This window comes from Streptomyces laurentii (assembly GCF_040635425.1).
In the GTDB taxonomy this organism is placed as follows: Bacteria; Actinomycetota; Actinomycetes; order Streptomycetales; family Streptomycetaceae; genus Streptomyces; species Streptomyces laurentii.
Genome location: NZ_JBEYHT010000003.1, coordinates 1 through 26250, shown reverse-complemented (window position 1 = coordinate 26250; position 26250 = coordinate 1). Strand labels below are relative to the sequence as shown.

Sequence of the window (26250 nt, the reverse complement as noted above, 5' to 3'; positions counted from 1 at the left end):
CGCCGGCTCCCGCGCGATCCGGCAATCACGGCCGTGGTGCTGGGAGTTCCGGTGCTGCTCGGCCTCGTCCTGCTGGTGCTCGGGCCGCTCACCTGGGTGGTGGCCGGTGACCCGGTGCGCGGCCTCCGGGGCAAGGAGCAGGTGGACGCGCTGAACGCCACGCGCCAGACCGTGCTGGCCGCCACGGGAGGCGTGGTCGTCGCGCTCGGTCTGGCGTACACCGCCCGGACGTACCACCTGTCGCGGCGCGGGCAGGTGACGCAGCGATTCGGCGCCGCCGTCGGGCAGTTGTCGTCCGAGAAGCCGGAGGAGCGGCTGGGCGGGGTCTTCGCCCTGGAGCACATCCTGGCGGAGTCCCCGCAGGAGCACGCGACCGTGGTGACCGTGCTGGCGACGTACGTGCGCGAGCACACGCGCCGCGGGCCCCGCGCCCTCCTCGCGCCGCCCGACCCGGAGGCGGACTGGGAGGCCGCGCTCCCCGGCTGGGGCACCGAGCCGGCGGCCGATGTCCGGGCGGCCATGGACGTCCTCGCCCGCCGTCCCGACCGGCCCGAACCCCGGCGCCTCGACCTGCGGGACGCCCATCTCGTCGGGCTGCAGATGCGGGAGTTCGAGTTCGACACGCGCCCGCGCCTCACCCGGATGTTCCTGACCCGGGCGGACCTGCGGCGCGCCGATCTGCGGGGTGTCGACCTGCGGGGGTCGATCCTCAACGGCGCCGATCTGAGCGCGGCCCGGCTGCACGGCGCGAAGCTCGCCGGGGTGGGGTTCTCCCGGGCCAGGCTCTGCGGCGCGGGCCTCGACGGGGCCGACCTCCTCGGGGCGGAGTTCGACGGGGCCGATCTCCGGGAGGTGACCGGCCTCACGGCGGCTCAGCTGTCGGGCGTCGTCGTCGACGACGCCACCGTCCTGCCCGAGGACCTCGCGGCGGACCCCTGGGTCCGGGCCCGCAAGGCCGCCTGTCTCGCCTGGCGGGACGCGCACGGCCCGCTGTCGACACCGCCGCCGACCCCGGCTCCCTGAAGGCAGGTACAGCAGAACGGCCCCTGATCCGCGTTTCCGCAAATCAGGGGCCGTTCCATCCATGTGGCGGCGCCAGGATTCGAACCTGGGTAGGCAGAGCCGACGGATTTACAGTCCGTTCCCATTGGCCACTCGGGCACACCGCCATGGGATTTCGTTGCTTCGGAGCCGCTTTTCGGCCGTGCTCCCCGGCAACGAGGTAAACAATACCTGATCCCACGGGGTGCTCCGCCACCGGATTGATCACGGGTCCGCGGCGGTCTGGGTGGCTACGCTTTGTGCCGTATCCGCAAGCATCCGAGCAAGGAGCCTCACCTCATGGCCGACTCCAGTTTCGACATCGTCTCCAAGGTCGAGCGGCAGGAGGTCGACAACGCCCTCAACCAGGCCGCGAAGGAGATCTCGCAGCGCTACGACTTCAAGGGCGCCAACGCCTCGATCTCCTGGTCGGGCGAGAAGATCCTCATGCAGGCGAGCGGCGAGGAGCGGGTCAAGGCGATCCTCGACGTCCTCGAGTCCAAGCTGATCAAGCGGGGCATCTCGCTGAAGTCGCTGGACGTGGAGGGCGAGCCGCAGCTCTCCGGCAAGGAGTACAAGCTCTTCGCCTCCATCCAGGAGGGCATCTCCCAGGAGAACGCCAAGAAGGTCGCCAAGATCATCCGCGACGAGGGCCCGAAGGGCGTCAAGGCGCAGGTCCAGGGTGACGAGCTGCGCGTCAGCTCCAAGAGCCGCGACGACCTCCAGGCGATCATCTCGCTGCTGAAGGGCCAGGACTTCGACTTCGCCCTCCAGTTCGTGAACTACCGCTGAGCAAGCGAGCCGACCGCACAGACGCGGTCAGGCTGAGCGCGCAGGGCACAACGGGGGCACATCATCGAGGACGGCCTCGACGGCGGCCCCCGTTGTGTCCTGCTCGTCCGGCCGCAGGAGTGCGTACGCGCTCAGCGCAGATCGAGCACCATCACGTCGTAGAGGTCCGCGTCTGCCCACGGGCGCGCCTCCCCGATCTTCCGGTACCCCCAGGCCCGGTACGCGGCCACGGCCGCCTTGCTGTCCGGGTGGACGTTCAGCAGGACCCTCTCGGCGTCGGTGCAGTCGAGCAGCGTCTCGTGCAGGCGCCGCGCGATGCCCTGTCCGCGCCACGGTCCACGTACGGCGAGTTCCATGAGCCCGAAGGTCCGCCGGCCGTCCTCGCGGCGCACGTCTTCGGAGACGGGCCGGGTCAGCTGGTCCCACCACCGCGTGTCGGGGCCAAGCGGGTAGCCGTACGTCATGCCGACCGGCTCGCCGTCCGAAGTGCTCGCGAGAGCGCTGCGGAAACCGGCCTTGCGCGCCTGGGAGCGGAAGCGGCGGAAGGCCGCTGTGACCTGCTCTTCGGTCTCGCTGTAAGGCGGTTCGGCAAACACGTCGGCGTAGACCAGGCGGAACAAGTCCTCGGCCGCGGCGGTGGCGGGCCCGTCGAGCCGGTCGACAGAGACTCCCTCGGTCCGAGTCATTCGGTGCCTTCTCACACGGTCTCGTGAATGCGCGCCGCGCACTCGCGGGCGGCCGGGCTGTCGATCGCTCCGGCCGCCCTCTGGAAATCACGCATCTTGCCCAGCAGACGGGGCGACGAGATGCCGCCCCAGGTGTCCAGAACGCCACCCACCTCGGCACATGCCTCGTCGACCTCACCAGCGGCAAGCAGCACATCTGCGAGTCTGACGCGGTACGAGGCACTGTTCCGGGCCAGTCCGCCCCCGATCCCCCGGGCAGCCGCCCGCAGGAACGGCACGGCGCGTTCGGGCCGCCCGGCCCGCACGTACATGTCCGCCGTGGCGTAGTCGACTTCGAACGGGCCGACGAACCGAGCCCAGTTGGGCACCTCGGCATCCGCGTCCGCACGCCCCTGGTGGCTGACGGCCCGGCTCAGGGCACGGCGCGCCCCGGAAAGGTCTCCCGTGTGGGTGGCCACGTTCGCGTCCCGCAGCGCGATCACCAGGTACACCGTGTGCCCGGCACCCGCGCGCATGGCGAGCCGGTAGGCGTTCTCGACTGCGCTCGCGGCCTCCCACGTGCGACCTGCCTTGATGGCGAGGAGTACCAGCGTCTCCAGCACGGAAACCTGCAGAAGTGGATCGTCGACGAGTTGCGCCGCCGTGAGGGCTTCCACGCAGGCCGTGCGTCCCTGGTCGATACGCCCGCCGTCATAGCCGTACCACGCCTGGTGACCGTGCAACTCGGCGAGCATCGTCTGCAGCTCACGACCGATACGGCTGGTGTACGAGGCCGTTCCAAGGGCACCCGTGATCTCGCCCTCGATGCGGTGCGCCTGTGTCATGGCCGGCCCGCTGCCCGCTGTGTGGTCGGTCCGGTACAAGCCGTCGAGCCTCACGCGCAGTCGGGCGATGTCGGCCGCGCCGACCCTCGGGCCCGGCCGCGCAGGAACGAGGGCAGCCGCGGCGAGCACCCCGGCGTCGGCGACGAATGTCCTCCGCTTCACCCCTCCAGGGTCACCTGGCGCCTTCACCCCTCCAGGGTCACCTGGCGCCTCGGGAGCCGTCACGCGATGAGGAGGAACCTCGAACCCCATCTCGACCAGCGGAATGCCGAACATCGTTTCCAGCACCAGCTGCTGGCCCGGGTGAGGAAGCGGCGGGGGCGACTCCTTCTCCCAGCGCCGGATCTGTCGCACGCTCACTGACGCGGCGACGCCCAAGCGTCCTGCCTCTTGGGCGAAGGCTTTCGCGAACGACTCCTGCGTATGCCCGGCCGCGCGTCGTAACTGCGCCAGTCTGCTCACGACCCTGCCTACCACTCGTGCGGCTGCCTTTGCTCCTCACCGTAGCGCCGTGGCCCCGCACGGGAAGGCGAAAACGTCCGCCCAAACGTCCGGTCCGTCTTTGCCCGTCGGGCCCTCCGAAACTGTGCACTGGTTCAGCACTGCTGCGACACCCGTACTGGGCTGGGGAAAGGACCCGTGCTGTGGGCATGACGATTCGTGTGTACGACGTCGACCGGAAGACCGGCAACGTCGTACGAGAGCGGGGCCGCCTGACCGCCGGCTTTGGCGGCGAGCGGGCCGCGCCCCTGCTCACCAGCGCGTATCCCCCATGCCGATGCCCCCGCTGCCGGATGAAGCCGGACAGGCAGTGAGGCACCTGTCGGCGGTCATGCTGCGGGGCTGGCCTGGGGGCAGCCGTGGTCGACCCTGAGCCGGCCATTGGCACCTCCGCTCGTCACCGTGTCACTGGCCCGATCAGCGGCGTTGGACAGTCCCCGGACAGCCGCGGACGTGGCCGCCCCCGGCCGCAGCCCGGCACCCATGAAAGAGGCACGACATGAAACGACTGATCGCCCGGCTGTGGCGCATCATCCGCGGCCCCATGCAGTGGTGGGTGCTGTGGATCGCGCACGCCAAGTTCATGGTCGGCGTGACCGGCGTCGTACGCGACGACGCGGGACGCGTCCTGCTGCTGCGCCACCGCATGTGGCCCGAGGGGCGGCAGTGGGGGCTGCCGACCGGTTATGCGATCAAGGGCGAGGAGTTCGGCGCCACGGTCGTACGAGAGGTACGTGAGGAAGCCGGGCTGGAGGTCAAGGCCGGCCGGCTCGTGCACCTGAAAAGCGGATACAGACTGCGGATCGAAGTGGCGTACGAGGCCACTTTGATCGGCGGCGATCTCAAGATCGACTCGTTCGAGATCCTGGAGGCACAGTGGTTCTCCCCGGACGAACTGCCGGAAGGCGTGCAGGAATCGCACCGATCCCTGATTCGGGGGCAGACACCCCTCGGCTGACTGGCATCCCCCGCTTGCTGGCTCCCCATGAGCACCTGTCCGGGGAGGCTGACGCGATCGCCCTCGCCGCCAAACTGGCCGAGCTGCGCAGCAGCACGACCGACCTCGCCGGCCAGCACCCCCAGGTGACGTTCCGGCCGCTTCCCCGGGTACTGGCCGCCTGGCGCACGGCTGGACTGGAGATCCGCCCCTTTCACGACGGGCTCGCGCTACTGCGGACGCGGTACGCCACTCTCGGGCTGAGTCGGCTACTGCCCCTCGATCGCGTCATGGTCGGTATCCGCTCCGAGCGGGAAGGGGCGTACGGCGGATTTCACCACCCGAACCAGGGGTACCGGCACCTGCAAATGCGGGCCCTGATCACGGTTGCCGGGTCACTCGCGTCCGGTCTACCGGAGGACCCCGAACTGGCGGCGCTCGATCTCCTGCGGGCGTACGCGCACGACTGCCTTCACTACGGCTCGTTCCGCAGCTACCAGCTGCGGGGAGACGAGATCGTACGGACGCAGTACGGCGTGAACTTTCGCCGCCACGACGGGCGCACCTACTCCGCGCCCGACCTCGCCGGCTCGCTCACGACGCGCAATCTCGGCGTGGTCATGGAGGGCGCGTGTGATCACGAGGCGCGCACCCTCACCCGGCGGATTGCCCGCTGCCTGGGGATCACGCGCCCGGCAGGTATGGCGGCCTACGTCTTCCGAGACGTGACCGGCACTCTCACGGCCGCCGATACGGCCGCGCTCTCCCGATCCACTCACCGTGTCGCGCACGGCCTCACCGAGCCGGCACGGACGTTTCTGGAGTCCATTGGGAAGTACCAGGAAGACGTGAACGCCCGTTACAGCCGGTTTCTTGCCGACGTCGGCCGCGACGAAGCAGCCGATCTGCACGCCACCATGCTCCGGGCGACGCTGTCCGGTTCCCTCACTGGACTCTCCGCCTGGCTCGACCGCCGCCACGGCCCCCGATCGTTCCCCTCGCTCTTCCTGAATCCGCGCTACCCGTCGCGCCGGGTCCGTCCCACACCCCCGACAACCTGACCGGGCCCCAGTGAGTTCCTTACGTTGACGCAGGTCAGAGGGTCGAGCGGCCCCGCCCCTGCCCCCGTGGCGCGCAGCACCCGCGAGGGTGGTGTCCGAAAAGCGCCAGCCGGGGGTGGGGGCGGGGCCGCACACTGGAGGGCATGAGGACGAACGGGATGCTGTACACCCGCATCGACGGGCCGCTCGGCGCGATGCTCCTGGTGGGGCGGGCCGGCGGTGACGGGCGGGTCGCGCTGCGGTCGCTGTCGCTGGAGGGGCAGAAGGGCGGCGCCGAGGTCGAGGAGGGCTGGGTCCGGGCGGACGCGGCGTTCGAGGAGATCGCCGGGCAGCTCGGCGCGTACTTCGCCGGCGAGCGGGACGGCTTCGACATCCCGTACGACGAGACGTACGGGACGGAGTTCCAGCGGCGTGTGTGGCGGGCGCTGGAGGAGATCCCGTACGGGACGACCGTCTCGTACGGGGAGATCGCCGGCCGGGTCGGGGCGTCCGGCGCCGGGGTACGGGCCGTGGGCACCGCGATCGGGCGCAATCCGCTGCTCGTGGTGCGGCCGTGTCACCGGGTGATCGGCGCGGACGGGAGCCTGCGGGGCTACGCGGCCGGGCTGCCGCGCAAGCGGGCGCTGCTGGAGCTGGAGAGCGACGGCGGTGCCTGAAGGGCTGTTTCCGCGCGAGCGGTCCGAGCCCGCGCCCGGGGCGGTGCACGTGCCCGGGTGGCTGCCGCTGGAGCGGCAGCGTGAACTGGTCGAGGCCTGCCGGGAGTTCGGGCGGGGACCGGTGGCGTACGAGTCGACGGTCCTGCCGGGCGGCGGGGTGATGTCGGTGCGCTCGCTGCATCTCGGACGGCGCTGGGTTCCGTACCGCTACCTGGACGGGGTCGCCGTCGAACTGCCGGACTGGCTCGTCGAGTTGGGGCGGGCCGCGCTGGTGGAGGTGTACGGCCGGCACCGCGGGTACGCGCCCGACACCGGGCTCGTCAACTTCTACGGCGACGGCGCGCGGATGGGGATGCACCAGGACAGGGAAGAGCGTTCACCCGCTCCGGTGGTGTCGGTGAGCCTGGGTGACACGTGCGTGTTCCGGCTCGGGAACACCGAGGACCGCGGCCGGCCGTGGACGGACGTGGAGCTGGCGTCCGGGGACCTGTTCGTGTTCGGCGGCCCGTCGCGGTTCGCGTTCCACGGCGTGCCGAAGGTGTACGCGGGGACGGCCGAGCCCGCGCTGGGACTGCGCGGGCGGCTGAACATCACCCTGCGCGAGACGGGGCTCTGAGCGCGGGCCCGAACGGCCCGGCGCCGGGGCTCAGCGGCCCAGCGGGTGCCGGACGACATCCGGGTGCGTCGTCTCCCGTCCCGCGGGCTCAGCGTTCGCGCGAGTTGCCGAACAGGAGGCGGTAGCCGATCAGCAGCACCAGCGAGCCGCCGATCGCCGAGAGCCAGGTCGCGGTGTCGAAGAAGTCGCGGGTGATCGGGCGGTCCAGGAAGCGGGCCGACAGCCAGCCGCCGAGGAACGCGCCGACGACGCCGATGAGGGTCGTGCCGAGGACGCCGCCCGGGTCGCGGCCGGGGAGCAGGACCTTGGCGATGAGGCCGGCCAGCAGGCCGAGGACGATCCATCCGATGATGCTCATGTCCGGTAAGACGCCCTGGGCCGCCGGGACGGTTGCCCGCCCGCATAGGGTGCGGCGCATGACACAGGATCTGCGCCGCACCCTCGGGGTGTTCGACGCCGTCGTCATCGGGCTCGGCTCGATGCTCGGCGCCGGAATCTTCGTGGCGCTCGCCCCCGCCGCCCGCGCGGCCGGACCGGGGCTGCTGCCGGCGCTGGGGATCGCCGCCGTCGTGGCGTACTGCAACGCCATGGCCTCGGCGCGGCTCGCGGCCCGCTATCCGGCCTCGGGCGGCACGTACGTCTACGGGCGGGAGCGGCTCGGCCCCTTCTGGGGCTATCTGGCGGGCTGGGCCTTCGTCGTCGGGAAGACGGCGTCCTGTGCGGCGATGGCGCTGACGGTCGGGTCGTACGTGTGGCCCGCGTACGCGCACGAGGTGGCCGTGGCGGCCGTCGTGGCGCTGACCGCCGTCAATTACGGGGGTGTGCGGAAGTCGGCGTGGCTGACGCGGGTGATCGTGGCGGTGGTTCTGGCCGTTCTCGCCGCGGTCGTGGTGGCCGCCGCCGGGGCGGGCCGGGTGGAACGGCTCGCGCTGGCCGGGGACATTCCGGCGGGCGGGGTGCTCCAGGCGGCCGGCCTGCTGTTCTTCGCGTTCGCCGGGTACGCGCGGATCACCACGCTCGGCGAGGAGGTACGCGATCCGGAGCGGACCATTCCGAGGGCGGTGCCGATCGCGCTCGGGATCACGCTCGTCGTGTACGCGGCGGTCGCCGTGACCGTGCTCGCCGTTCTCGGCCCGGCGGCCCTGGCCGGCTCCGGCGCGCCGCTCGCGGACGCGGCGCGGGCGGCGGGCGCGTCCTGGCTGGTGCCGTTCGTGACGGTCGGCGCGGCCGTCGGGGCGCTCGGGTCGCTGCTCTCGCTGATCCTCGGGGTGTCGCGGACCACGCTCGCCATGGCCCGGGACGGGCATATGCCGGCCCCGCTGGCCGCCGTCCACCCCCGTTTCCAGGTGCCGCACCGCGCGGAGCTCGCCGTCGGCGCGGTGGTGGCCGTGCTGGCGGCGACGGTGGACGTACGGGGCGCGATCGGCTTCTCGTCGTTCGGCGTGCTCGTCTACTACGGGATCGCCAACGCCTCCGCCTGGACCCTGACCCGGCGCGACCGGCCGCTCGCCGTCCTCGGCCTGGCCGGCTGCGCGGCGCTCGCGTTCGCGCTGCCGCCCGCCTCCGTGCTCGCCGGGACCGGGGTGCTGGCGGTCGGCGTGGTGGCGTACGCGATCAGGCGAGGACGACCCGGGTCCCTCCGGCTCTGAGGCCGTCCACCAGCTCCTGGAAGGTGGCCGGGCGGGACGGGCCGAGGAGCGGGGTGACGCCCAGGCAGGCCCGGGCGATGTCGGCGTGGCGCCAGACGAGGGTGCGGCCGGAGAACTCCGCGCCGAGCGCGCGGGGGTCGCTGAAGGGAAAGGCCCGGCCGGGGCCGTGGACGGCCTCCGTCACGGCGCAGACGAAGCCGTCGAGGTCGGTGACGTCCCGCCCGTCGATCTCGTACGTGGCGCCGGGGGCGGGTTCGGGCAGGTCGTACGAGCGGCCTTCGGCCTGGTTGCGCCACTCCTCGCGGGCCGCTCCGGTGAAGCGGCGCCAGATGCCGGGCTCGGCGGGCATGCCCGGTCCGTCGAACACGTCCCAGACGGCGCGCCGCCCCGGCGGTATCAGCCCGGCGCGCGGAACGGCGACGCTGATGTCGACCAGGCTGTGGTGGGTGGCGGAGCGGCCCCAGCCGGTGACGCGGACCGTCTCGCCGTAGTGCCGCACACCGCCCGTCCGCCAGAGGACCTGGTAGCGGACCGGGCCGAACTCCTCCGCCCCGGCGGCGAGCGCGTCGCGCAGCGCCCCGCGCGGGGAACAGCCGGTGAACGTCACCTCGGTGTGGGTGCGCTCCTCCGGCTCGGGCGGCGAGACGCGGACCACGTTGCCGCAGGGCACGGCGTCGCCGCCGACGCCCGCGAACAGCGGGATGCCGTTCGCCTCGATCGTGACGACGTCACCGCGCGCGCCGCGTACCCGTACGCCGTCGAAGCTCCGAAGCTCCCCGTCCACCGTACGGACACGAAGGGCGCCGAACGGCGCGGCGCCCTCCACCACGGCCTCGGCGACCGCCCGGGCCAGGTCGCCGCGCGGCTCGCAGCCGCGCAGCTCGTACACGACCCGGGGCGGCGCGGCGGGCTCGGCGTAGAGGCCGGTCACGTCCGCGCAGAACGCGACGACCCGCGCCCCCTCGGCGGCGACCAACGCGTACCGCGGCTGCTCCATGAAGACAGGCCCTAGTAACGGGCCTGGTGGCTGTAACCGCCGAAGGGCTGGTCGGTGGGGACGATCTCCTTGCCCAGCGGCAGCAGGGAGACCGGGATCATCTTGAAGTTCGCGATGCCCAGCGGGATGCCGATGATCGTCAGGCACAGCGCGATGCCGGTGGTGATGTGGCCGAGGGCCAGCCACCAGCCGGCGAGGATCACCCACAGCACGTTGCCCACGCAGGACGGCGCGCCCGCGTCGCGGCGGTCGACGACCATGCGGCCGAAGGGCCACAGGGCGTAGACGCCGATGCGGAAGGCGGCGAGGCCGAAGGGGATGCCGATGATCGTGACGCAGAGCACGAGACCGGCCAGCATGTAGCCGAGGAACATCCAGAATCCGCAGAGGATCAGCCAGATAACGTTCAGGATCGTTTTCACGGGCGTCGACCTGCCATCTGTTCGAGCCGGGCGATGCGCTCGGCCATCGGCGGGTGGGTGGAGAACATCTTCGACAGCCCCTGTCCCGGCCGGAAGGGGTTGGCGATCATCATGTGGCTCGCCGTCTCGATCCGCGGCTCGGGCGGCAGCGGCAGCTGCTTGGTGCCCGCCTCCAGCTTGCGCAGCGCGCTGGCGAGGGCGAGCGGGTCGCCGGTGAGCTGGGCGCCGGAGGCGTCCGCCTCGTACTCCCGGGAGCGGGAGATCGCGAGCTGGATGACGGAGGCGGCGACCGGGCCGAGGATCATGATCAGCAGCATGCCGAGCAGTCCGGGGCCCTCGTCGTCGCTGGAGCGGCCGACCGGGATCAGCCAGGCGAAGTTCACCAGGAACATGATCACCGAGGCGAGCGCGCCCGCGACCGACGAGATCAGGATGTCCCGGTTGTAGACGTGGCTCAGCTCGTGACCGAGGACGCCGCGCAGCTCGCGCTCGTCGAGGATCGCGAGGATGCCCTCGGTGCAGCACACGGCCGCGTTGCGCGGGTTGCGGCCGGTGGCGAAGGCGTTGGGCGCCTGGGTGGGCGAGATGTAGAGCCGGGGCATGGGCTGGCGGGCCTGGGTGGAGAGCTCACGGACCATCCGGTAGAGCGCGGGGGCCTCGAACTCGCTCACGGGGCGGGCGCGCATCGCGCGCAGGGCCAGCTTGTCGCTGTTCCAGTACGCGTACGCGTTGGTGCCGAGAGCGACGACGAGCGCGACGATCAGTCCCGTACGCCCGAAGAAGCTGCCGATGAGGATGATGAGGGCGGAGAGCCCTCCGAGGAGGACCGCTGTCCTCAGCCCGTTGTGCCGGCGGTGCACGGTACGCCCTCCAAGTGGTGCGGCAGGGGAACCCTTGTTCGGTGAATCCTGGATCCACTCTCCAGTGGACCCTTCTCTCCTGGTCAACGCCAGGCGGAGAGCCCGGGTTCCCCGGCGCCCGCGAACGCCGTACGGTCCGTACGGGTGAGGCGGCGGGAGCCGTACGGGGCACGGGAGGCGACCGCCGTACGGCCTGGGGTGCCGCCGCCGTACGAAGCGAGGGTCTCCGTACGGCCGAAGGTCAGCGGGCCGCCGGGACCGCGATCTTCTCCAGGCCCGCCTTCGCCAGCGCGGCGGCGACCGGCTCGACCTCGCTCGTGCAGTGGCCGCAGCGGGAGGCGATGGCCGGGATCTCGGTGAAGCAGCGCGGGCAGTCGCGCTTCTCCGCCTTCGGGTCGGCCGCCTCCTCCTTGGCGAACTTCGCCTGGATCTTCGCCATGGGGACGACGAAGAGGAAGTAGAGGACGGCGGCGGTGACGGCGAAGGCGATGGTGGCGGCGATGGCCAGGCCGTACGGGAAGACGGTCTCGCCGACGGTGAAGCTGGCCTCGCTGAAGTCGCCGACGGAGCCGGTGGCCAGACCGATGAGCGGGGTGATGAACGCCTTGCTGAAGCCGGTGACGACGGCGGTGAACGCCGATCCGACGGCCAGACCGATGGCCATCGACACGACGTTGCCACGGAGGATGAAGTCCTTGAAGCCGGTCAGCACGGGGTCGCTCCTTGAGATGAAGTGCGTGGGGGTACGAGGTGGGGGGGGAGGGTCAGAACAGGCCGATCGCCGCGAAGCGGAGGGCGAACTGCGGGTATCCCGACAGCACGACGCCCGCGACGGCGGTCAGCGCGAGAGCCAGGGTGATCGGGGCGGGGACCCCGCGGCGCGCCACCACCGGGACCGGTGCGGGCTCGCCTTCCGGGGTCCGGAAGAGCAGGGCCGTCCACCGCAGGTAGTAGGCGAGGGCGATCACGACGTTGACGCCCATGATCACGGCCAGCCAGCCGAGGCCGGCGTCGACGGCCGCCGAGAAGACGGTCACCTTGGCGAAGAGGCCGATGATACCCGGGGGCAGACCGGCCAGGTTGAGCAGGAAGAAACCGAGGGCGAGGGCGGCGGCCGGACGGGCCGCGTACAGGCCGCGGTAGTCGGTGATCCGGTTCTCGGGATGGCTGCGGGCCACCAGGACGGTCACGGCGAAGGCGCCGAGGTTCACGGCCGCGTACATCAGGGCGTAGGCGACGGTCGCGCCGATCTGGTCGTCGCTGGAGTACGCGGCGGCGGCGATCGGCACCAGGAGGTAGCCGGCCTGGCCGACGGAGGACCAGGCGAGCAGCCGGACCGCGCTCCTCGCGCGCGTGGGGTCCTGGCGCAGGGCGGCGAGGTTGCCGACGGTCATGGTGAGCGCGGCGAGGACGGCCAGCGCGGGCCCCCATACGTGCGCGTACGAGGGGAAGGCGACGACGGTCACCAGGATGAGGCCGGTGAAGCCGACGGCCTTGCCGACGACGGAGAGGTAGGCGGCGACGGGCAGCGGGGCGCCGACGTAGGTGTCCGGCACCCAGAAGTGGAAGGGCACGACCGCCGTCTTGAAGGCGAAGCCGACGAGCGTGAGGACGACGCCGGCCTGGGCGAGAATGTGCAGCTGGCCGGGCACGTCGTCGAGGCGCTGGGCGATCTCGGTGAGGTGGAGGGTGCCGGTGGCGGCGTACACGAAGCTCGCGCCGAGCAGGGTCACGGCGGTGGCGGTGACCGAGGACAGGAAGAACTTGAGCGCGGACTCGCTGGACATCCGGTCGCCGCGGCGCATGCCGACGAGCGCGAAGGCGGGCAGCGAGGCGACTTCGAGGGCGACGACGAGGGTGGCCAGGTCGCGGGAGGCGGGCAGCAGGGCGGCGCCGGCGGCGGACGAGAGCAGCAGGAACCAGTACTCGCCGGCCGGCAGCTTGCCCCGGCGGGTGTCGGCGTGCGAGAGCAGCGCGGTGACGAGCGCGCCGGCCAGCACCAGGAACTGGATGACCAGGGTGAAGGTGTCGGCGGTGTAGCTGCACGCGCGCGCGTGGGTGCCGGCGGCGGCCGCGGCGGCGTCGGTGAGGCAGAAGGTCTGCCGGTCCCCGGCGCGCAGCGGCAGGAGGAGCGCGAGCGCGGCGGCCAGGCCGGCGGTCGCGGTCCAGCCGAGGAGGTGTTTGCGGCCGGCCGGGAGGAAGAGGTCGGCGACGAGGATCGCGACGGCGACCACGACGGTGAGCAGGGGCGGCGCGATGGCCGCCCAGTCCACGGTCTGGACGAGGCTGGGGGCGCCCGCGGCCAGGGGGCCCGTGGCCGGCGCGGCGGTCACGTTGAGGATCACGGCTTTCCTCCCGCGAGGAGCTGCTGGACGGCCGGGTCGGTGAGGCCGAGGAGGACGGCGGGCCACAGTCCGGCGAGGACGGTGAGGGCGGCGAGGGGGGTCCAGGCGGCGAACTCGTACCCCTGGACGTCGGCGAGCGCGCTCTCCCCGGCGGGCCGGGGGCCGCCCATGCACACCCGGCGGACGACGAGGAGCAGGTACGCGGCGGTGAGCAGGGTGCCGAAGGCGCCGACCGCCATGCAGGTGAGGAAGGCGGGGCGGCTGAGTCCGGCGGCCGGGTCGAACGCGCCGAACAGGGCGAGCATCTCGCCCCAGAACCCGGCGAGGCCGGGCAGGCCGAGGGAGGCGACGGCGGCGAACGCGACGAGCGCGCCGAGGCGGGGGGCGCGGCCGTAGAGGGCGGCGCCGGTGGCCCCGGCGAGGGTGTCGAGGTCGGCGGTGCCGTAGCGGTCCTTCACGGCGCCGACGAGGAAGAAGAGCAGGCCGGTGATGAGGCCGTGGGCGATGTTCGCGAACAGCGCGCCGTTGACGCCGGTGGGCGTCATGGTGGCGATGCCGAGGAGCACGAAGCCCATGTGGCCGACGGAGCTGTACGCGATGAGCCGCTTGAGGTCGCCCTTGTTGCCGGGCTTCACCAGGGAGAGGCAGGCGAGGGATCCGTAGATGATCCCCGCGACCGCGAAGGCGGCGAGGTACGGGGCGAAGGTGCGCATGCCGTCGGGCGTGACGGGCAGCGCGATGCGCACGAACCCGTACGTGCCCATCTTCAGGAGCACGCCGGCGAGGAGGACGGAGCCGACGGTCGGGGCGGCGGTGTGGGCGTCCGGGAGCCAGCTGTGCAGCGGCCACATCGGGGTCTTCACGGCGAGCCCGAGACCGATCGCGAGAACGGCGATGACCTGCACCGACGTGGTCAGTCCGCGGCCGTTGTCGGTGGCGAGTGCCACCATGTCGAACGTGCCCGCCTTCAGGCCCACGAGGAGCAGCCCGAGCAGCATGACGACGGAGCCGAGCACCGTGTAGAGGACGAACTTCAGGGCGGCGGCCCGGCGGTTCTCGCCGCCCCAGCGGGCGATGAGGAAGTACATCGGGACGAGGACCGTCTCGAAGGCCAGGAAGAACAGCACGAGGTCGAGGACCGCGAAGGTCGCGAGGGTGCCGGATTCGAGGACGAGGAGCAGGGCGACGAAGGCCCGGGGGGACGGGCCGGCCGGGGGCTTGAAGTACGAGTAGAGCGCGCAGAGGAAGGTCAGCAGCGCGGTCAGGAGCAGGAGGGGGAGGGAGATGCCGTCGACGCCGAGGTGGATCCGTACGTCGAGTGCCTTGATCCAGGTGACGTCGGTGGTGGCCTGCATCGCCTGGGGGCGGTCGTGGTCGAAGCCGAGGGCGAGGACGATCGCGGCCAGCAGGATCACGCCGGTGACGGTGACGCCGTGGCGCAGCACGGCCTGCTCGGGTGAGCGGCCCTTCAGTCCGGGCGGGGCGGGCAGGAGAGCGGCCACGGCGCCGAGGAACGGGCCGGCGACGATCAGTGCCAGAAGGATCTGCATCACGGGTTCGCTGATATCGATCACGGGTCACGCTCCGGCGGCGGCGTTGGCGAGGGCGACGGCGACGATCGCCAGGACGACGGAGCCGGCGAGCAGGGCGCCGAGGTAGGTCTGGACGTTGCCGGTCTGGGCGCGGCGGACGAGCCACCCGAGGCCCTTGGCTCCGCTGCCCGCGCCGCTCACGTACGTCTCGACGACCTCGCGGTCCAGGAAGCGGACCAGCGTGGCGGCGGCGAGGACGGGGCGGACGAACAGCGTCCGGTAGGCGGCGTCGAGGCGGAAGCCGTCGACGGCGGGCCGGTACAGCGGGCCGAGCAGGGTGCGGCCGGGGTCCGGGTCGTGGTCGGGGGCCGGGTGCGGCAGGTCCAGGGCCTCCGCCTCGACCTGGCCGGCGTCGGCGTCGGGGTGGGGCACGTGCGGGACGGGCGGGGCGGACGGGGCGGTACGGGCCTGTGCCGCCGCGGTCGCCCGGGCGGTCCCGGCCGCCCGGGCCGCCTTGGTGACGAGCGCGTGCCAGGTCGCGTACGTGACGGCGGCGCCGACGACGGCGAGGCCGGTGCCGAGGACGGCCGTGGTGAGCGTCGGCATGAGCGAGGGTCCGCCGAACCAGTCGCCGAGCCGGGGCGCGGCGAGCCCGAGGGCGAGCGACGGCACGGCCAGCACCCACAGGACGGTGGTCATGGCGACCGGCTGGCGCCCGTGGTCGGGGGCCTCGGTGCCGCGCCCGCGGAAGGCGAGCAGCCACAGCCGGATCGCGTACGCGGCGGTGAGCAGGGCCGTCAGGAGTCCGGCGACGAGCACGATCCAGCCGGCCACGGCGGGCGCGCCGCCCGCCCCGCCCGAGGTGGCGGTGTGCTCGGCGGCGACGAGGACGGCTTCCTTGGAGAAGAAGCCGGCGAACGGCGGGATCGCGGCGAGCGCGAGCAGGCCGATGGTCATCGTCCAGTACGCGTCCGGGACGCGCCGGGTCAGTCCGCTCATCCGGGACATGGCGGTGAGCGAGTTGGTGCCGGCGGCGTGGATGACCGTACCGGCGGCGAGGAACAGCAGCGCCTTGAAGGCGCCGTGCGTGAGGAGGTGGAAGACGGCGGCGGCCCGGTCGCCGACGGCGAGGGCGCCGGCCATGTAGCCGAGCTGGCCGATCGTCGAGTAGGCGAGGACCCGCTTGATGTCGTCCTGCGCGAGCGCGGCGAGCGCCGAGCCGGTCATGGTGAGCGCGGCCATCACGGCGAGCACGGTCAGCGCGGCGGCGGAGGCGGCGAAGACCGGCAGCAGACGGGCGGTGAAGTAGATGCCGGCGGCGACCATGGTGGCCGCGTGGATGAGCGCGGAGACGGGGGTCGGGCCGGCCATCGCGTCGGGCAGCCAGGTGTGCAGCGGGAACTGCGCGGACTTGCCGGCCACGCCCGCGAGGAGCAGCAGCGCCACCAGGGTCGGGTGGTCGAGGCCGCCGCTCGCGACGGCGCCGAGCACCCCGGTGATCCGGAAGGTGCCCGCGTCGGCGGCGAGCGCGAACAGCCCGATCAGGAACGGCACGTCGCCGAGCTTGGTGACGAGGAAGGCCTTCAGGGAGGCCGCGCGGGCCTCGGGGGTCTCCCAGTAGTGCCCCACGAGGAAGTACGAGCAGATGCCCATGATCTCCCAGCCGACGAGCAGCACCATCAGGTCGCCGGAGTAGACGACGAGCAGCATCGCGGAGGTGAAGAGGGAGACGAGCGCGGCGTACGAGGGGTAGCGCGGGTCGTGCCGGAGGTAGCCGGTCGAGTAGATCTGCACGCAGGTGGCGACGACGCCGACCAGGACGGCGACGAGCGCGGCGAAGCCGTCGATGTGCAGGGCCAGATCGATCGGGACCGAGCCGGTCGGGGTGAGCCGGGTCGCGGCGTCGATCGCCGCACCGCCGCCCTGCCGTACGGCGACCAGGACGGCGAGCACGGCGGCGGCCAGGGCCGGCAGGACGGCCAGGGGGCGGACGAAGCCGGGGGCGGTACGGCCGAGGAGCAGGCCGGCGGCCGAGCCCAGGAAGGGCAGGAGGGGGACGAGGACGGCGAGGGTGGTGGTGGTCACGCGGTGGCCTCGGCCTTCTCGCCGGTGGACGACGGGTCGGCGGACGACGGGTCGGCGGACGGGGAGCCCGTCGCGGGGGTGGGGCGCTCGGCGGTGTCGCGGAGCCGGTCGACGTCCGCGGTGCCGCGGTTGCGGTAGACCATCAGGACGATCGCGAGGCCGATGCCGATCTCGGCGGCGGCGATGGCGATGACGAAGAGGGTGAGCGCCTGGCCGGCGTGCAGGGTGTCGCGGAGCCAGACGTCGAAGGCGACCAGGTTGAGGTTGACCGCGTTGAGCATGAGCTCGACGGACATCAGGACGAGGATCGCGTTGCGGCGGGCGAGGACGCCGTACAGGCCGATGGAGAAGAGGAGGGCGGCGAGGACGGCCGGGTAGACGAGATGCATCAGCGGGTCTCCTCGGCGGCTTCGCCGGATTCGTCGGTGTCCTCGGTTTCCTCAGGGGCCTCGGTGTCGGTGTCGTCTTCGGGAGACTTCTTCCGGGACAGGACGATCGCCCCGACGAGCGCGGCGAGCAGCAGCACGGACAGCGCCTCGAAGGGCAGCACCCAGTGCCGGAAGAGGAACCGGCCCGACACCTCGGCGGAGCCCTGCGCGGGTCCGTCGAGGCCGATCCACGTCGTACGGAACGCGTCCACGACCACCCACACCAGCGCCGCCGCGGCGGCCAGTGCCACGGCGGCGGCGACGGGCCGGTTGCCCGAGTCGGCGTCCGGGGAGCGGCCGACGGGGGCCCGGGTGAGCATGAGCCCGAAGAGGAGGAGGACGACGACCGAACCGACGTAGATCAGCACCTGCACCCAGGCGATGAACTCGGCGGTCAGCAGCAGGTACTCGACGGCGAGCCCGCCGAGCGCCACGACCAGCCAGAGCGCGGCGTGCACGAGCTGCTTGGTGGTGACGGCGACGAGGGCCGCGCCGAGGGTGACGAGGCCGACGAGGAGGAAGACGGCCTCGACGCCGGTGGGGGAAAGGAAGCCGTGGGCGGTGGCCGAAGCGGCGAGGGTCCGGGCCAGGATCACTGTCCCTCCTCCTCGCGCCGAGCGGCCTCGGCCTGGGCGGCTGCCTCGGCCTCGGCTGCCGCATGGGCCTGGGCCGCCGCCTTGTCGGCGGCCTTGCGCGCCGCGGCGATCTCCTTCGGCTCCTCCGCGCGCGGGTCGAGCGCGGGCGGCTCCGGGACGGTCCACATCCACTCGCGCAGCTTGTCGCGCTCGTGCGTCAGTTCCTGGATGTCGGTCTCCGCGTACTCGAACTCGGGCGACCAGAACAGCGCGTCGAACGGGCACACCTCGACGCAGATACCGCAGTACATGCAGAGCGAGAAGTCGATCGCGAAGCGGTCGAGGACGTTGCGGCTGCGCTCGCGCCCGCCGGGGGCGGCCGGCGGCACGGTCTCCTTGTGGGAGTCGATGTAGATGCACCAGTCGGGGCACTCGCGGGCGCACAGCATGCAGACCGTGCAGTTCTCCTCGAACAGCGCGATCACCCCGCGCGTGCGGGGCGGCAGCTCGGGCTGCGCCTCCGGGTACTGCAGGGTGACGCTCCTGCGCGTCATGGTGCGCAGGGTGACGGCGAGGCCCTTGGCCAGACCGGATCCGAACACGGGTGCCATCAGCTGATCGCCACCTTCACGATGCCGGTGAGCGCGATCTGCGCGAGCGCGAGCGGGACGAGGGTCGTCCAGGCGAGCTTCTGGAGCTGGTCCTCGCGCAGCCGGGGGTACGAGACCCGCAGCCAGATCACGACGAACGCCAGGACGGCGGTCTTGAGCAGGGTCCACAGCCAGCCGAGGCCGTCGGCGCCGAACGGGCCGTGCCAGCCGCCGAGGAAGAGGACGGTGGTCAGGCCGCACAGGACGACGATGCCGGCGTACTCGGCGAGCAGGAACAGCGCGAAGCGCAGCCCGGTGTACTCGGTGTACGCGCCGAAGATGATCTCCGAGTCGGCGATCGGCATGTCGAACGGCGGGCGCTGCAGCTCGGCGAGCCCGGCGACGAAGAAGACGAGCGCGCCGACGATCTGCCAGGGCACCCACCACCACTCGAACGAGTCGAGGATGCCGGGCAGCGAGAGCGTCCCGGCCGCCATCGCGACGGACGCGGCGGCGAGGAGCATGGGCAGTTCGTACGCGAGCAGCTGCGCGGCGGTACGGAGCGCGCCGAGCAGCGAGTACTTGTTCGCCGACGCCCAGCCGGCCATCAGGCTGCCGAGCACACCGACGCCCATGACCGCGAGCACGAAGAAGATCCCCGCGTCGATCACCGCCCCGACCGCGCCGTCGCCGGGGCCGATCGGGATCGCGAGGAGGACGAGGAGGTACGGGAGGAGGGCGACGGCCGGCGCGAGCTGGAACACCCGCCGGTCGGCGTCGGCCGGGACGATGTCCTCCTTCTGCGCGAACTTCACCCCGTCCGCGACGAGCTGCGCCCAGCCGTGGAACCCGCCCGCGTACATGGGGCCGAGCCGGCCCTGCATGTGGGCCATCACCTTGTGTTCCGTCTGTCCGACGACGAGCGGCAGGACGAGGAACGCGACGAAGACGGCGAGCAGGCGGAGGACGACGTCGAGTACGTCGGTCACGCGGGATCGCCTCCGTCGGATTCGGTGTCGGGGGTGGGCGGGGTCTCGGGCGGGGTCTCGGGCGGAGTCTCGGACGGGGTCTCGGGCGGGGTTTCGCTGTCCGGCTCGGCGGCCTTCCCGGGCGCCTTCTCGGGGGCCTCGGCGCCCTCGTCGAACGCCGGGCGGGCGTGGTGCCAGGGGGCGTCCGCGCTACGGGTACGGGGTCCGGGCTCCGGTTGCGGTGCCCCCTCGTCGACGGTCCCGCCCTCGCGCTGACTGGCGGACCCGCCGCCCGCGCTCCGGTTCCGGCGCGGACCGGCCGGAGGCGCCGGCGGCTCGACGGCAGTGGTCGGCTCGGACGGTTCCGGCCGCTGGCTCGCCGAACCGCCGCTCGCGCTGCGCGCCCGGCGCGGACCCGCCGCGGGGGTCTCCGTACCCTGCTGGCTCGCCGAGCCCTCGCTCGCGCTCCGCGCGCGCCGCGGGGCCACGGCCGGGGTCTCCCCCTCGCCCTGCTGGCTCGCCGACCCGGCGCCGGCCGTACGCGTACGCCGCACCGGCCGTTCACCGGCGGCACCGGCCCCCGCACCCGCGCCGCGCGCCGCGCGGGCCGGGGCGGGCGGGAGCTGGCCCTTCAGCGGACCCCATTCGTTGGGGTCGGGCACGCCCGGCGGCAGCATCTGACGGCGCTTCGGGGCGTTCGGGTCGTGGGACTCGCCGGGCTCCTTCGCGCCGGGCCACGCCTTGGCGACGCGCGCCGCGAGGACGAAGCCCTTGCGCAGCGGATGGCCCTCGAAGGTCTCCGGAAGGAGCAGGTGGACCAGGTGCGGGTGATCGGTGAAGGTCACCCCGAACATCTCGTACGTCTCGCGCTCGTGCCAGGCCGCGCCCGCGTAGACCTCGACGGCCGACGGCAGCGACGCCGCCTCGTGCGGCACCGTCGTCCGCAGCAGCAGGCGCCGGACGCCGCCCGGTCCGACCGAGGCGACGTGCGCGCAGACGCGGAAGCCCGCGCCCGGTTCGTCGACGGCGCTCAGCCAGTCGAAGAAGGTGAGGCCGAGCTTGTCGCGGGCGATCTCCAGGGCGGCGATCCACGAGCCGGTCGGCACGTCGACGGTCAGCAGGTCGTACCCGCGCTGGGCCGCGGCCTCCTCGCCGAAGAGCTCGGTGACCGAGTCCGGCAGGGCGTCGAAGGCGTTCTCGTCGTAGCCGTTCACGCGCTGCCTCCCGGCGTCGGCGGGGTGCCGCCCGGCACCGGCGGGTCCACCCGGGGGCTGGTCAGCTGGGTGACGGACGCGCCGCCGCCCGCGCCGTACCGCGCGCCGAGGTTCTCCCGCGCGATCTTCTCCTGGAGTTTGAGGATGCCCTGGAGCAGCGCCTCGGGCCGCGGCGGGCAGCCCGGCACGTACACGTCGACCGGGATGATCTGGTCGACGCCCTTCGTGACGGAGTACGAGTCCCAGTACGGGCCGCCGCAGTTCGAGCAGGCGCCGAAGGAGATGACGTACTTCGGCTCGGGCATCTGCTCGTACAGCCGCTTCACCGCCGGCGCCATCTTGTCCGTCACCGTGCCGGAGACGATCATCAGGTCGGCCTGGCGCGGGCCCGGCGCGAAGGGGATCACGCCGAGGCGGATGAAGTCGTGACGGGCCATCGAGGCGGCGATGAACTCGATGGCGCAGCAGGCGAGGCCGAAGTTGAAGACCCAGAGGCTGTAGCGGCGGCCCCAGTTCAGGACCACCTTCATCGGCTCGGGGGCGAGACGGGCCAGCGCCCCGAGCTTCGGCTCCGGCAGCGGGACCGGCGCGGAGGCCGGGGCCGCCCCTTCGATCGGGGTCGTCTCCGGAGTGGGGGTCACGTCCATGCCAGGACGCCCTTCTTGTACGCGTAGAGCAGTCCGACGGCGAGGAAGCCGAGGAACACGAACATCTCCACCAGGGTCGTCGCCCCGTATCCGGGCGCGGCGAAGACCGTCGCCCACGGGAAGAGGAAGATCGAGTCGACGGCGAAGATCACGTAGAGGAAGGCGTAGACGTAGTAGCGGACCTGCGTGTGGGCCCACCCCTCCCCCACCGGGTCGACTCCGCACTCGTAGGTGAGGAGTTTCTCGGGGGTCGGTACGACGGGCCGCAGCAGACGGTTCGCGCCGAACGCGATCGCGACGAAGAGCACGCCGACCACCGCCAGCAACCCGACGACGGAGTACGTCTGAAAGTAGCCCGCCGCGACGACGGTCGGTCCTGACACGTCCGCGTCCACCCCTCGATCTCGGTGTCTGCCCTTTTTTCTACGGACGCTGAGTCTAGGGGTTCTGGTGGGGATAGCCCCCCTTCGCTCCCGCCCACCTCCCCCATGGCAGGACGGCTCGCGCGGCAGGCAAGCTTGGGTCTTATGACCGAGCACACCGACACCTCGCCTCCCCCCGTGCGCCTCGCGTACGGCCGGCACACCTGGAAGGAGGTCGCCCACCTCCTCGGCAATCTCCCGTACGCGCTGGTCGGGTTCGTGTACGCCGTCGCGACGGTCTCGGTCGGCGCCGGCCTGTCCGTGACGATCATCGGGGCGCCGATGCTCGCGCTCGCCCTCTCCGGGGCACGGGTGCTGGGCCGGGCCGAGCGGGCCCGGGCGCGGGGGCTGCTCGGGGTGCGGGTCGCCGAGCCGAGCCGGCTGCCGCACCATGGCGGTCTGCTCGGGGCGCTGTGGGCGCAGCTCGCGGATCCGGTGGCGTGGCGGACTCAGCTGTATCTGTTCGTCCGGCTGCCGTGGGGCATCCTGACGTTCGCGGTGACGGTGGTGTCGCTGCTCGTGCTGTGGCCGCTGCTGCCGTTCCTGGTGCGCGGCATGGCGAACATCGACCGGTCGATGGTGCGCGGGCTGCTGTCGCCGTCCGACGAGCTGGAGCGGCGGATCGCGGAGCTGGAGTCCGACCGGGGTGTGGTCGTGGACACCGCCGCCGCCGACCTGCGCCGCATCGAGCGGGATCTGCACGACGGCGCCCAGGCCCGGCTGGTGGCGCTCGCGATGGGGCTCGGGCTCGCGAAGGAGCGGCTGCTCGACGATCCGGAGAAGGCAGCCGTGATGGTCGACGAGGCGCACGGCGAGGTGAAGCTGGCCCTCCAGGAGCTGCGCGACCTGGCCCGGGGCATCCACCCGGCCGTCCTCACCGACCGCGGACTCGACGCGGCGCTCTCGGCGATCGCCGCGCGCTGCACCGTCCCCGTGACGGTGGACGTGGACCTGCCGGCCCGGCCGGCCGACGCGATCGAGGGCATCGCCTACTTCACCGTCTCGGAGCTGCTCCAGAACGTGTCCAAGCACTCGCGCGCCCGCCAGGCGTGGGTGGACGTGTGGCGGACGGACGACCGGCTGATGCTCCAGGTCCGGGACGACGGGGTCGGCGGGGCGCGGCTGGACGGCGGTACGGGGATGGCGGGGCTCGCGGAGCGGCTGGACGCGGTCGACGGGGTGTTCGCCGTGAACTCGCCGGAGGGCGGGCCGACGACGGTGACCGCCGAGCTCCCGTGGCGCGACCGCCCGCGCGCCTGACGCCTTCTCGTGTGCTCGGCGGCCCCCGCCCGGTCCTCACCGGGCGGGGGTTTCGTCGTCCCCGCGCCCGTTCCACTTCGGCGTATCCGGCGTACGCCCGCGCGCGCCCCGCCCCTCGTACGCGGGTGGGGATAACCCCCCTCCCGAGACGCCCACCCGCCTCATGGCCCCGACCCCCTCCCGACCGGGATGGTGGAGTCACCATCCAGCAGCGCGAGAAACGGATCCCCGATGGCCGTCTCCTCTTCTCTCCCCGCCGGCGTCCGCGCCCCGTTCGAGGGGCGTACGTGGCGTGCGGTCGGCTACGTCCTGACCGGCTTCCCGCTGAGCATCGCCTTCTTCGTGCTCGCGGTCACCTTCCTCTCCACCGGTGCCGGGCTGCTCGTCACGTTCCTCGGCATCCCGGTCCTGGCCGCCGGGCTCGCCGCGTGCCGGGGCATCGGCGTGCTGGAGCGCACGCGGGCGCGCACGCTGCTGGATCTGCACGTACGGGCGCCGGAGCCGGCCCGCGGCCGGACAAACAGCCCGATGGCGTGGATGGTCGCGACGCTGAAGAGCGGGGCGTCGTGGCGGCACCTGCTGTACTGCCTGCTGCACTTCCCGTGGGCGGTGTTCACCTTCGTCATGACGGTGACGCTGTGGTCGGTGTCGTGGAGCCTGGTCACGTACCCGCTGTGGAAGTGGGTGTTCCCCGTGTACCTGGGGCAGGACGGCATCCAGCTCTTCGGGGACGGGACGCACGGCGTCTACGTCGACAACCCGTTCGAGGTCGGCGTGACCGTCGCCGTGGGTCTCGGCCTCGTCTTCCTCTCGCCGTGGGTGCTGCGGGGTCTGGTCGCGGTCGACGGGGTGATGGTCTCGACGCTGCTCGGCCCGTCGCTGCTCGCCTCGCGGGTGACGGAGCTGGAGTCGGACCGGGGCGTGGTCGTCGACACCGCCGCCGCCGACCTGCGCCGCATCGAGCGCGAGCTGCACGACGGCGCGCAGGCCCGGCTCACCTCCCTCGCCATGGACCTGGGGCTGGCGAAGGACCGGATCGTGGACGACCCGCTGACCGCCGCCGCGATGGTCGACGAGGCGCACGGCGAGGTGAAGCTGGCCCTCCAGGAGCTGCGCGACCTGGCCCGGGGCATCCACCCGGCCGTCCTCACCGACCGCGGACTCGACGCGGCCCTGTCGGCGGTGGCCGCCCGCTGCGCCGTCCCCGTGACGGTGGACGTGGACCTGCCGGCCCGGCCGGCGGCCGCGATCGAGGGCCTCGCCTACTTCACGGTCTCCGAGCTGCTCCAGAACGTCTCGCGGCACGCGCGGGCCAAGCGCGCCTGGGTGGACGTGTGGCGGACGGACGACCGGCTGATGCTCCAGGTCCGGGACGACGGGGTCGGCGGGGCGGTCCCGGCCGGCGAGCGCGGGCTGGCCGGGCTGATGGAGCGGCTGGACGCGGTCGACGGGGTGCTCGCCGTCGACTCGCCGGCGGGCGGCCCGACCACGGTCACCGCCGAACTCCCCTGGCGCGACTGAGTACGGCCGAGCACGACCGGCACCGCCGAACCCGACCGGTTCCGCCGAGCACGACCGGCGCCGCTGAACCCCACCGGTTCCGCCGCGCCCGCCGGACCCGTCCGAAACTCCCCCGCCTGAACCTCCCCCGTCCCCTCCGCGTCCCTCCCCCTGCGATGCTGGACACCGCTCAGCACGCAGTGGGAAAGACCTGAGGGGACGAAACGACATGGGGCCGATGGGAACGGGCGGGGGCGCCGGTGCGGCGGCGAACGGCGGCGCGGACAGCGTGCGGGTCGTCATCGCCGAGGACTCGGTACTGCTCCGGGAGGGCCTGACCCGCCTGCTCACCGACCTGGGCCACGAGGTGGTCGCGGGGGTCGGCGACGCCGAGGAGCTGCTGAAGACGGTGGCCGCGCTCGCGGACCGGGCCGAGCTGCCGGACGTCGTCGTGGCCGACGTGCGGATGCCGCCGACCCACACCGACGAGGGGGTGCGGGCGGCGGTGCGGCTGCGCCAGGACTACCCGGGGATCGGGGTGCTGGTGTTCTCGCAGTACGTGGAGGAGCGGTACGCGACGGAGCTGCTGGCCGGGTCCAGCACGGGCGTCGGCTATCTGCTGAAGGACCGGGTCGCCGACGTCCGCGATTTCGTGGACGCGGTCGTACGGGTGGCCCGGGGCGGGACGGCCCTCGACCCGGAGGTCGTGGCGCAGCTGCTCGGCCGCAGCCGCCGGCAGGACGTGCTGGCCGTGCTGACCCCGCGCGAGCGCGAGGTGCTCGGCCTGATGGCGGAGGGACGCACGAATTCGGCCATCGCGAAGCAGCTCGTGGTGAGCGACGGCGCGGTCGAAAAGCACATCGGCAACATCTTCCTGAAGCTGGGACTGTCGCCGAGTGACGGGGATCACCGCCGGGTCCTCGCCGTGTTGACGTACTTGAATTCCTGACGAGATCCGCTGATTCCCGCCACAGCCCGGCACTTCCGGCCGAATCCGCGCGATCCCGGCCGGGAAGTTCGGGTTTCCCGGGGCTTTCCGGCCGCTTCCGTCCCTCCCACCGGCCCCTCACGTCCCTGACGCCCCGTCACCCACACCCCGCCGGACCTGGGATGGACCGGCGGCACCGCCCCGCCGCCGCTCGGGACCACCTCACGGCCGGCCGCTCACGGGGTACGGGCCGCCGCCGGTCCCCGTACCGCTCCGGCCGCGTACGGCGCACCACCCCACTCCGGACGAATGGCGCATAACCGACGTCTCAAAAGAAGGTCCATGATGCGGGAAGTCCCCGGAAGGACCCCCTCTCGGACGTAGGCTGATCTCCGGGACGGACGGCCCAGGCCGGTCGCCCCCCGAGCCTTCTCCGCCGTAGCGCCGAGGAACACCGAGGCACCCCGGCGGAGATCACCCTTGCCGCCAGGGAGGTCCAGTCCAGTGACCAGCCAGGTCAGCAGCGAGGCCGGCGAGGCCCTGGTCGGGGAGCAGCGCAGCGCCCCGGCGACGGCCGAGCACGGCTCCGCGAAGGAAGTGCGCCGGCTCGACCGGGTGATCATCCGCTTCGCGGGTGACTCCGGCGACGGCATGCAGCTCACCGGTGACCGGTTCACCTCGGAGACGGCGTCCTTCGGGAACGACCTCTCCACG

28 protein-coding genes, 1 tRNA gene and 1 pseudogene are annotated in these 26250 nt (G+C 72.6%); 12 read left to right on the top strand and 18 right to left on the bottom strand.

All coding sequences use genetic code 11. The annotated features are described in order from the left end of the window. Window positions 1-33: 33 nt before the first annotated feature. Window positions 34-1023: a pentapeptide repeat-containing protein gene (locus ABZ693_RS02655; RefSeq protein WP_359872564.1), complete on the top strand. Its 990-nt coding sequence runs from the start codon at window positions 34-36 to the stop codon at window positions 1021-1023. Between the two features lie 64 nt (window positions 1024-1087). Here ABZ693_RS02655 and ABZ693_RS02650 read toward each other — a convergent pair. Then, window positions 1088-1169: transfer RNA gene (locus ABZ693_RS02650), tRNA-Tyr, on the bottom strand. Window positions 1170-1341: 172 nt separating this feature from the next. On the opposite strand from ABZ693_RS02650, the gene ABZ693_RS02645 reads away from it, so the two are divergent. Then, window positions 1342-1833 carry a YajQ family cyclic di-GMP-binding protein gene (locus ABZ693_RS02645; RefSeq protein WP_359872562.1) on the top strand — a complete coding sequence of 164 codons (492 nt, stop codon included), beginning with the start codon at window positions 1342-1344 and terminating at the stop codon, window positions 1831-1833. A gap of 131 nt (window positions 1834-1964) precedes the next feature. Here ABZ693_RS02645 and ABZ693_RS02640 read toward each other — a convergent pair whose 3' ends face one another. Continuing rightward, the gene (locus ABZ693_RS02640) at window positions 1965-2519 is read right to left on the bottom strand and encodes a GNAT family N-acetyltransferase (protein WP_359872560.1); all 555 of its coding nucleotides are present in this window, start codon (window positions 2517-2519) and stop codon (window positions 1965-1967) included. Between the two features lie 11 nt (window positions 2520-2530). Then, the gene (locus ABZ693_RS02635) at window positions 2531-3805 is read right to left on the bottom strand and encodes an NsdA family TPR-like regulatory protein (protein ID WP_359872558.1); all 1275 of its coding nucleotides are present in this window, start codon (window positions 3803-3805) and stop codon (window positions 2531-2533) included. A 188-nt stretch (window positions 3806-3993) separates the two neighbouring features. Here ABZ693_RS02635 and ABZ693_RS02630 point away from each other — a divergent pair, with 188 nt between their 5' ends. The 5 genes from ABZ693_RS02630 (at window position 3994) to ABZ693_RS02610 (ending at window position 7114) form a co-directional block, all read left to right on the top strand. Then, the gene (locus ABZ693_RS02630; RefSeq protein ID WP_359872556.1) at window positions 3994-4158 is read left to right on the top strand and encodes a hypothetical protein; all 165 of its coding nucleotides are present in this window, start codon (window positions 3994-3996) and stop codon (window positions 4156-4158) included. Window positions 4159-4343: 185 nt separating this feature from the next. Then, window positions 4344-4802, top strand: a complete 459-nt coding sequence (locus ABZ693_RS02625) for an NUDIX domain-containing protein (RefSeq protein ID WP_359872554.1) — start codon at window positions 4344-4346, stop codon at window positions 4800-4802. 14 nt (window positions 4803-4816) lie between these two features. Continuing rightward, window positions 4817-5842, top strand: coding sequence for a hypothetical protein (locus ABZ693_RS02620; protein WP_359872552.1), 1026 nt, complete (start codon window positions 4817-4819; stop codon window positions 5840-5842). A 143-nt stretch (window positions 5843-5985) separates the two neighbouring features. After that, window positions 5986-6498 carry a methylated-DNA--[protein]-cysteine S-methyltransferase gene (locus ABZ693_RS02615; RefSeq protein WP_359872550.1) on the top strand — a complete coding sequence of 171 codons (513 nt, stop codon included), beginning with the start codon at window positions 5986-5988 and terminating at the stop codon, window positions 6496-6498. Continuing rightward, window positions 6491-7114, top strand: coding sequence for an alpha-ketoglutarate-dependent dioxygenase AlkB family protein (locus ABZ693_RS02610; protein ID WP_359872548.1), 624 nt, complete (start codon window positions 6491-6493; stop codon window positions 7112-7114). The genes ABZ693_RS02615 and ABZ693_RS02610 overlap by 8 nt, the downstream gene beginning before the upstream one ends. A gap of 88 nt (window positions 7115-7202) precedes the next feature. Here ABZ693_RS02610 and ABZ693_RS02605 read toward each other — a convergent pair whose 3' ends face one another. Then, on the bottom strand, window positions 7203-7472 hold the full coding sequence (locus ABZ693_RS02605) for a GlsB/YeaQ/YmgE family stress response membrane protein (protein ID WP_359872546.1): 270 nt from the start codon (window positions 7470-7472) through the stop codon (window positions 7203-7205). Window positions 7473-7530: 58 nt separating this feature from the next. On the opposite strand from ABZ693_RS02605, the gene ABZ693_RS02600 reads away from it, so the two are divergent. Next, window positions 7531-8763, top strand: a complete 1233-nt coding sequence (locus tag ABZ693_RS02600; RefSeq protein ID WP_359872544.1) for an APC family permease — start codon at window positions 7531-7533, stop codon at window positions 8761-8763. Here ABZ693_RS02600 and ABZ693_RS02595 read toward each other — a convergent pair. The 14 genes from ABZ693_RS02595 to ABZ693_RS02530 all read right to left on the bottom strand — a co-directional run bounded on the left by ABZ693_RS02595 (window position 8729) and on the right by ABZ693_RS02530 (window position 21821). Further along, window positions 8729-9760 (bottom strand): barstar family protein, encoded by a 1032-nt coding sequence (locus ABZ693_RS02595; protein WP_359872542.1) that lies wholly within the window; start codon window positions 9758-9760, stop codon window positions 8729-8731. The two genes, ABZ693_RS02600 and ABZ693_RS02595, sit on opposite strands and share 35 nt — an antisense overlap. 11 nt (window positions 9761-9771) lie before the next feature. Beyond that, entirely contained in the window at window positions 9772-10182 is a 411-nt protein-coding gene (locus tag ABZ693_RS02590) for a YccF domain-containing protein (RefSeq protein ID WP_359872540.1), read from the bottom strand. Further along, window positions 10179-11042, bottom strand: coding sequence for a zinc metalloprotease HtpX (gene htpX / locus ABZ693_RS02585; protein WP_359872538.1), 864 nt, complete (start codon window positions 11040-11042; stop codon window positions 10179-10181). Before htpX ends, ABZ693_RS02590 begins: the two co-directional genes overlap by 4 nt. 241 nt (window positions 11043-11283) lie before the next feature. Next, window positions 11284-11754 (bottom strand): large conductance mechanosensitive channel protein MscL, encoded by a 471-nt coding sequence (gene mscL / locus ABZ693_RS02580; protein WP_359872536.1) that lies wholly within the window; start codon window positions 11752-11754, stop codon window positions 11284-11286. A gap of 52 nt (window positions 11755-11806) precedes the next feature. Further along, on the bottom strand, window positions 11807-13387 hold the full coding sequence (locus ABZ693_RS02575; RefSeq protein WP_359872534.1) for an NADH-quinone oxidoreductase subunit N: 1581 nt from the start codon (window positions 13385-13387) through the stop codon (window positions 11807-11809). After that, window positions 13384-14937 (bottom strand): complex I subunit 4 family protein, encoded by a 1554-nt coding sequence (locus tag ABZ693_RS02570; RefSeq protein ID WP_359872901.1) that lies wholly within the window; start codon window positions 14935-14937, stop codon window positions 13384-13386. Before ABZ693_RS02570 ends, ABZ693_RS02575 begins: the two co-directional genes overlap by 4 nt. A 27-nt stretch (window positions 14938-14964) precedes the next feature. Further along, window positions 14965-17004 (bottom strand): NADH-quinone oxidoreductase subunit 5 family protein, encoded by a 2040-nt coding sequence (locus tag ABZ693_RS02565; RefSeq protein ID WP_359872532.1) that lies wholly within the window; start codon window positions 17002-17004, stop codon window positions 14965-14967. Then, complete coding sequence (nuoK, locus tag ABZ693_RS02560) at window positions 17001-17393, bottom strand: NADH-quinone oxidoreductase subunit NuoK (protein ID WP_359872530.1); 393 nt, start codon at window positions 17391-17393, stop codon at window positions 17001-17003. The genes ABZ693_RS02565 and nuoK overlap by 4 nt, the downstream gene beginning before the upstream one ends. Further along, window positions 17393-18028 carry an NADH-quinone oxidoreductase subunit J family protein gene (locus ABZ693_RS02555; protein WP_359872528.1) on the bottom strand — a complete coding sequence of 212 codons (636 nt, stop codon included), beginning with the start codon at window positions 18026-18028 and terminating at the stop codon, window positions 17393-17395. Before ABZ693_RS02555 ends, nuoK begins: the two co-directional genes overlap by 1 nt. Beyond that, entirely contained in the window at window positions 18025-18618 is a 594-nt protein-coding gene (locus tag ABZ693_RS02550; RefSeq protein ID WP_359872526.1) for a NuoI/complex I 23 kDa subunit family protein, read from the bottom strand. Before ABZ693_RS02550 ends, ABZ693_RS02555 begins: the two co-directional genes overlap by 4 nt. Continuing rightward, complete coding sequence (locus ABZ693_RS02545; RefSeq protein ID WP_359872523.1) at window positions 18618-19586, bottom strand: complex I subunit 1/NuoH family protein; 969 nt, start codon at window positions 19584-19586, stop codon at window positions 18618-18620. Before ABZ693_RS02545 ends, ABZ693_RS02550 begins: the two co-directional genes overlap by 1 nt. Then, on the bottom strand, window positions 19583-20779 hold the full coding sequence (locus ABZ693_RS02540; protein ID WP_359872521.1) for an NADH-quinone oxidoreductase subunit C: 1197 nt from the start codon (window positions 20777-20779) through the stop codon (window positions 19583-19585). Before ABZ693_RS02540 ends, ABZ693_RS02545 begins: the two co-directional genes overlap by 4 nt. Next, entirely contained in the window at window positions 20776-21426 is a 651-nt protein-coding gene (locus ABZ693_RS02535) for an NADH-quinone oxidoreductase subunit B (RefSeq protein ID WP_359872519.1), read from the bottom strand. Before ABZ693_RS02535 ends, ABZ693_RS02540 begins: the two co-directional genes overlap by 4 nt. Beyond that, the gene (locus tag ABZ693_RS02530; protein WP_435842326.1) at window positions 21417-21821 is read right to left on the bottom strand and encodes an NADH-quinone oxidoreductase subunit A; all 405 of its coding nucleotides are present in this window, start codon (window positions 21819-21821) and stop codon (window positions 21417-21419) included. Before ABZ693_RS02530 ends, ABZ693_RS02535 begins: the two co-directional genes overlap by 10 nt. Before the next feature lie 132 nt (window positions 21822-21953). Between ABZ693_RS02530 and ABZ693_RS02525 the strand changes: the two genes are divergently transcribed. From ABZ693_RS02525 to ABZ693_RS02510, 4 genes and pseudogenes are all read left to right on the top strand, one after another. Further along, window positions 21954-23108, top strand: a complete 1155-nt coding sequence (locus tag ABZ693_RS02525) for a sensor histidine kinase (protein ID WP_359872515.1) — start codon at window positions 21954-21956, stop codon at window positions 23106-23108. A 189-nt stretch (window positions 23109-23297) separates the two neighbouring features. After that, window positions 23298-24629 carry a sensor histidine kinase gene (locus tag ABZ693_RS02520; protein ID WP_435842325.1) on the top strand — a complete coding sequence of 444 codons (1332 nt, stop codon included), beginning with the start codon at window positions 23298-23300 and terminating at the stop codon, window positions 24627-24629. Window positions 24630-24897: 268 nt separating this feature from the next. After that, entirely contained in the window at window positions 24898-25557 is a 660-nt protein-coding gene (locus ABZ693_RS02515; RefSeq protein ID WP_359872899.1) for a LuxR C-terminal-related transcriptional regulator, read from the top strand. 483 nt (window positions 25558-26040) lie between these two features. Further along, window positions 26041-26250: pseudogene (locus ABZ693_RS02510) on the top strand (2-oxoacid:acceptor oxidoreductase subunit alpha); the annotation flags it as partial.

Coding starts and splice junctions, on each gene's coding strand:
- ABZ693_RS02550 (WP_359872526.1), bottom strand. CDS start 18,618: ATGGCACCCGTGTTCGGATCCGGTCTGGCCAAGGGCCTCGCCGTCACC.
- ABZ693_RS02525 (WP_359872515.1), top strand. CDS start 21,954: ATGACCGAGCACACCGACACCTCGCCTCCCCCCGTGCGCCTCGCGTAC.
- ABZ693_RS02640 (WP_359872560.1), bottom strand. CDS start 2,519: ATGACTCGGACCGAGGGAGTCTCTGTCGACCGGCTCGACGGGCCCGCC.
- ABZ693_RS02625 (WP_359872554.1), top strand. CDS start 4,344: ATGAAACGACTGATCGCCCGGCTGTGGCGCATCATCCGCGGCCCCATG.
- nuoK (WP_359872530.1), bottom strand. CDS start 17,393: ATGCATCTCGTCTACCCGGCCGTCCTCGCCGCCCTCCTCTTCTCCATC.
- ABZ693_RS02615 (WP_359872550.1), top strand. CDS start 5,986: ATGAGGACGAACGGGATGCTGTACACCCGCATCGACGGGCCGCTCGGC.
- ABZ693_RS02520 (WP_435842325.1), top strand. CDS start 23,298: ATGGTGGAGTCACCATCCAGCAGCGCGAGAAACGGATCCCCGATGGCC.
- ABZ693_RS02645 (WP_359872562.1), top strand. CDS start 1,342: ATGGCCGACTCCAGTTTCGACATCGTCTCCAAGGTCGAGCGGCAGGAG.
- ABZ693_RS02630 (WP_359872556.1), top strand. CDS start 3,994: ATGACGATTCGTGTGTACGACGTCGACCGGAAGACCGGCAACGTCGTA.
- ABZ693_RS02535 (WP_359872519.1), bottom strand. CDS start 21,426: ATGGACGTGACCCCCACTCCGGAGACGACCCCGATCGAAGGGGCGGCC.
- ABZ693_RS02595 (WP_359872542.1), bottom strand. CDS start 9,760: ATGGAGCAGCCGCGGTACGCGTTGGTCGCCGCCGAGGGGGCGCGGGTC.
- ABZ693_RS02605 (WP_359872546.1), bottom strand. CDS start 7,472: ATGAGCATCATCGGATGGATCGTCCTCGGCCTGCTGGCCGGCCTCATC.
- ABZ693_RS02570 (WP_359872901.1), bottom strand. CDS start 14,937: ATGCAGATCCTTCTGGCACTGATCGTCGCCGGCCCGTTCCTCGGCGCC.
- ABZ693_RS02600 (WP_359872544.1), top strand. CDS start 7,531: ATGACACAGGATCTGCGCCGCACCCTCGGGGTGTTCGACGCCGTCGTC.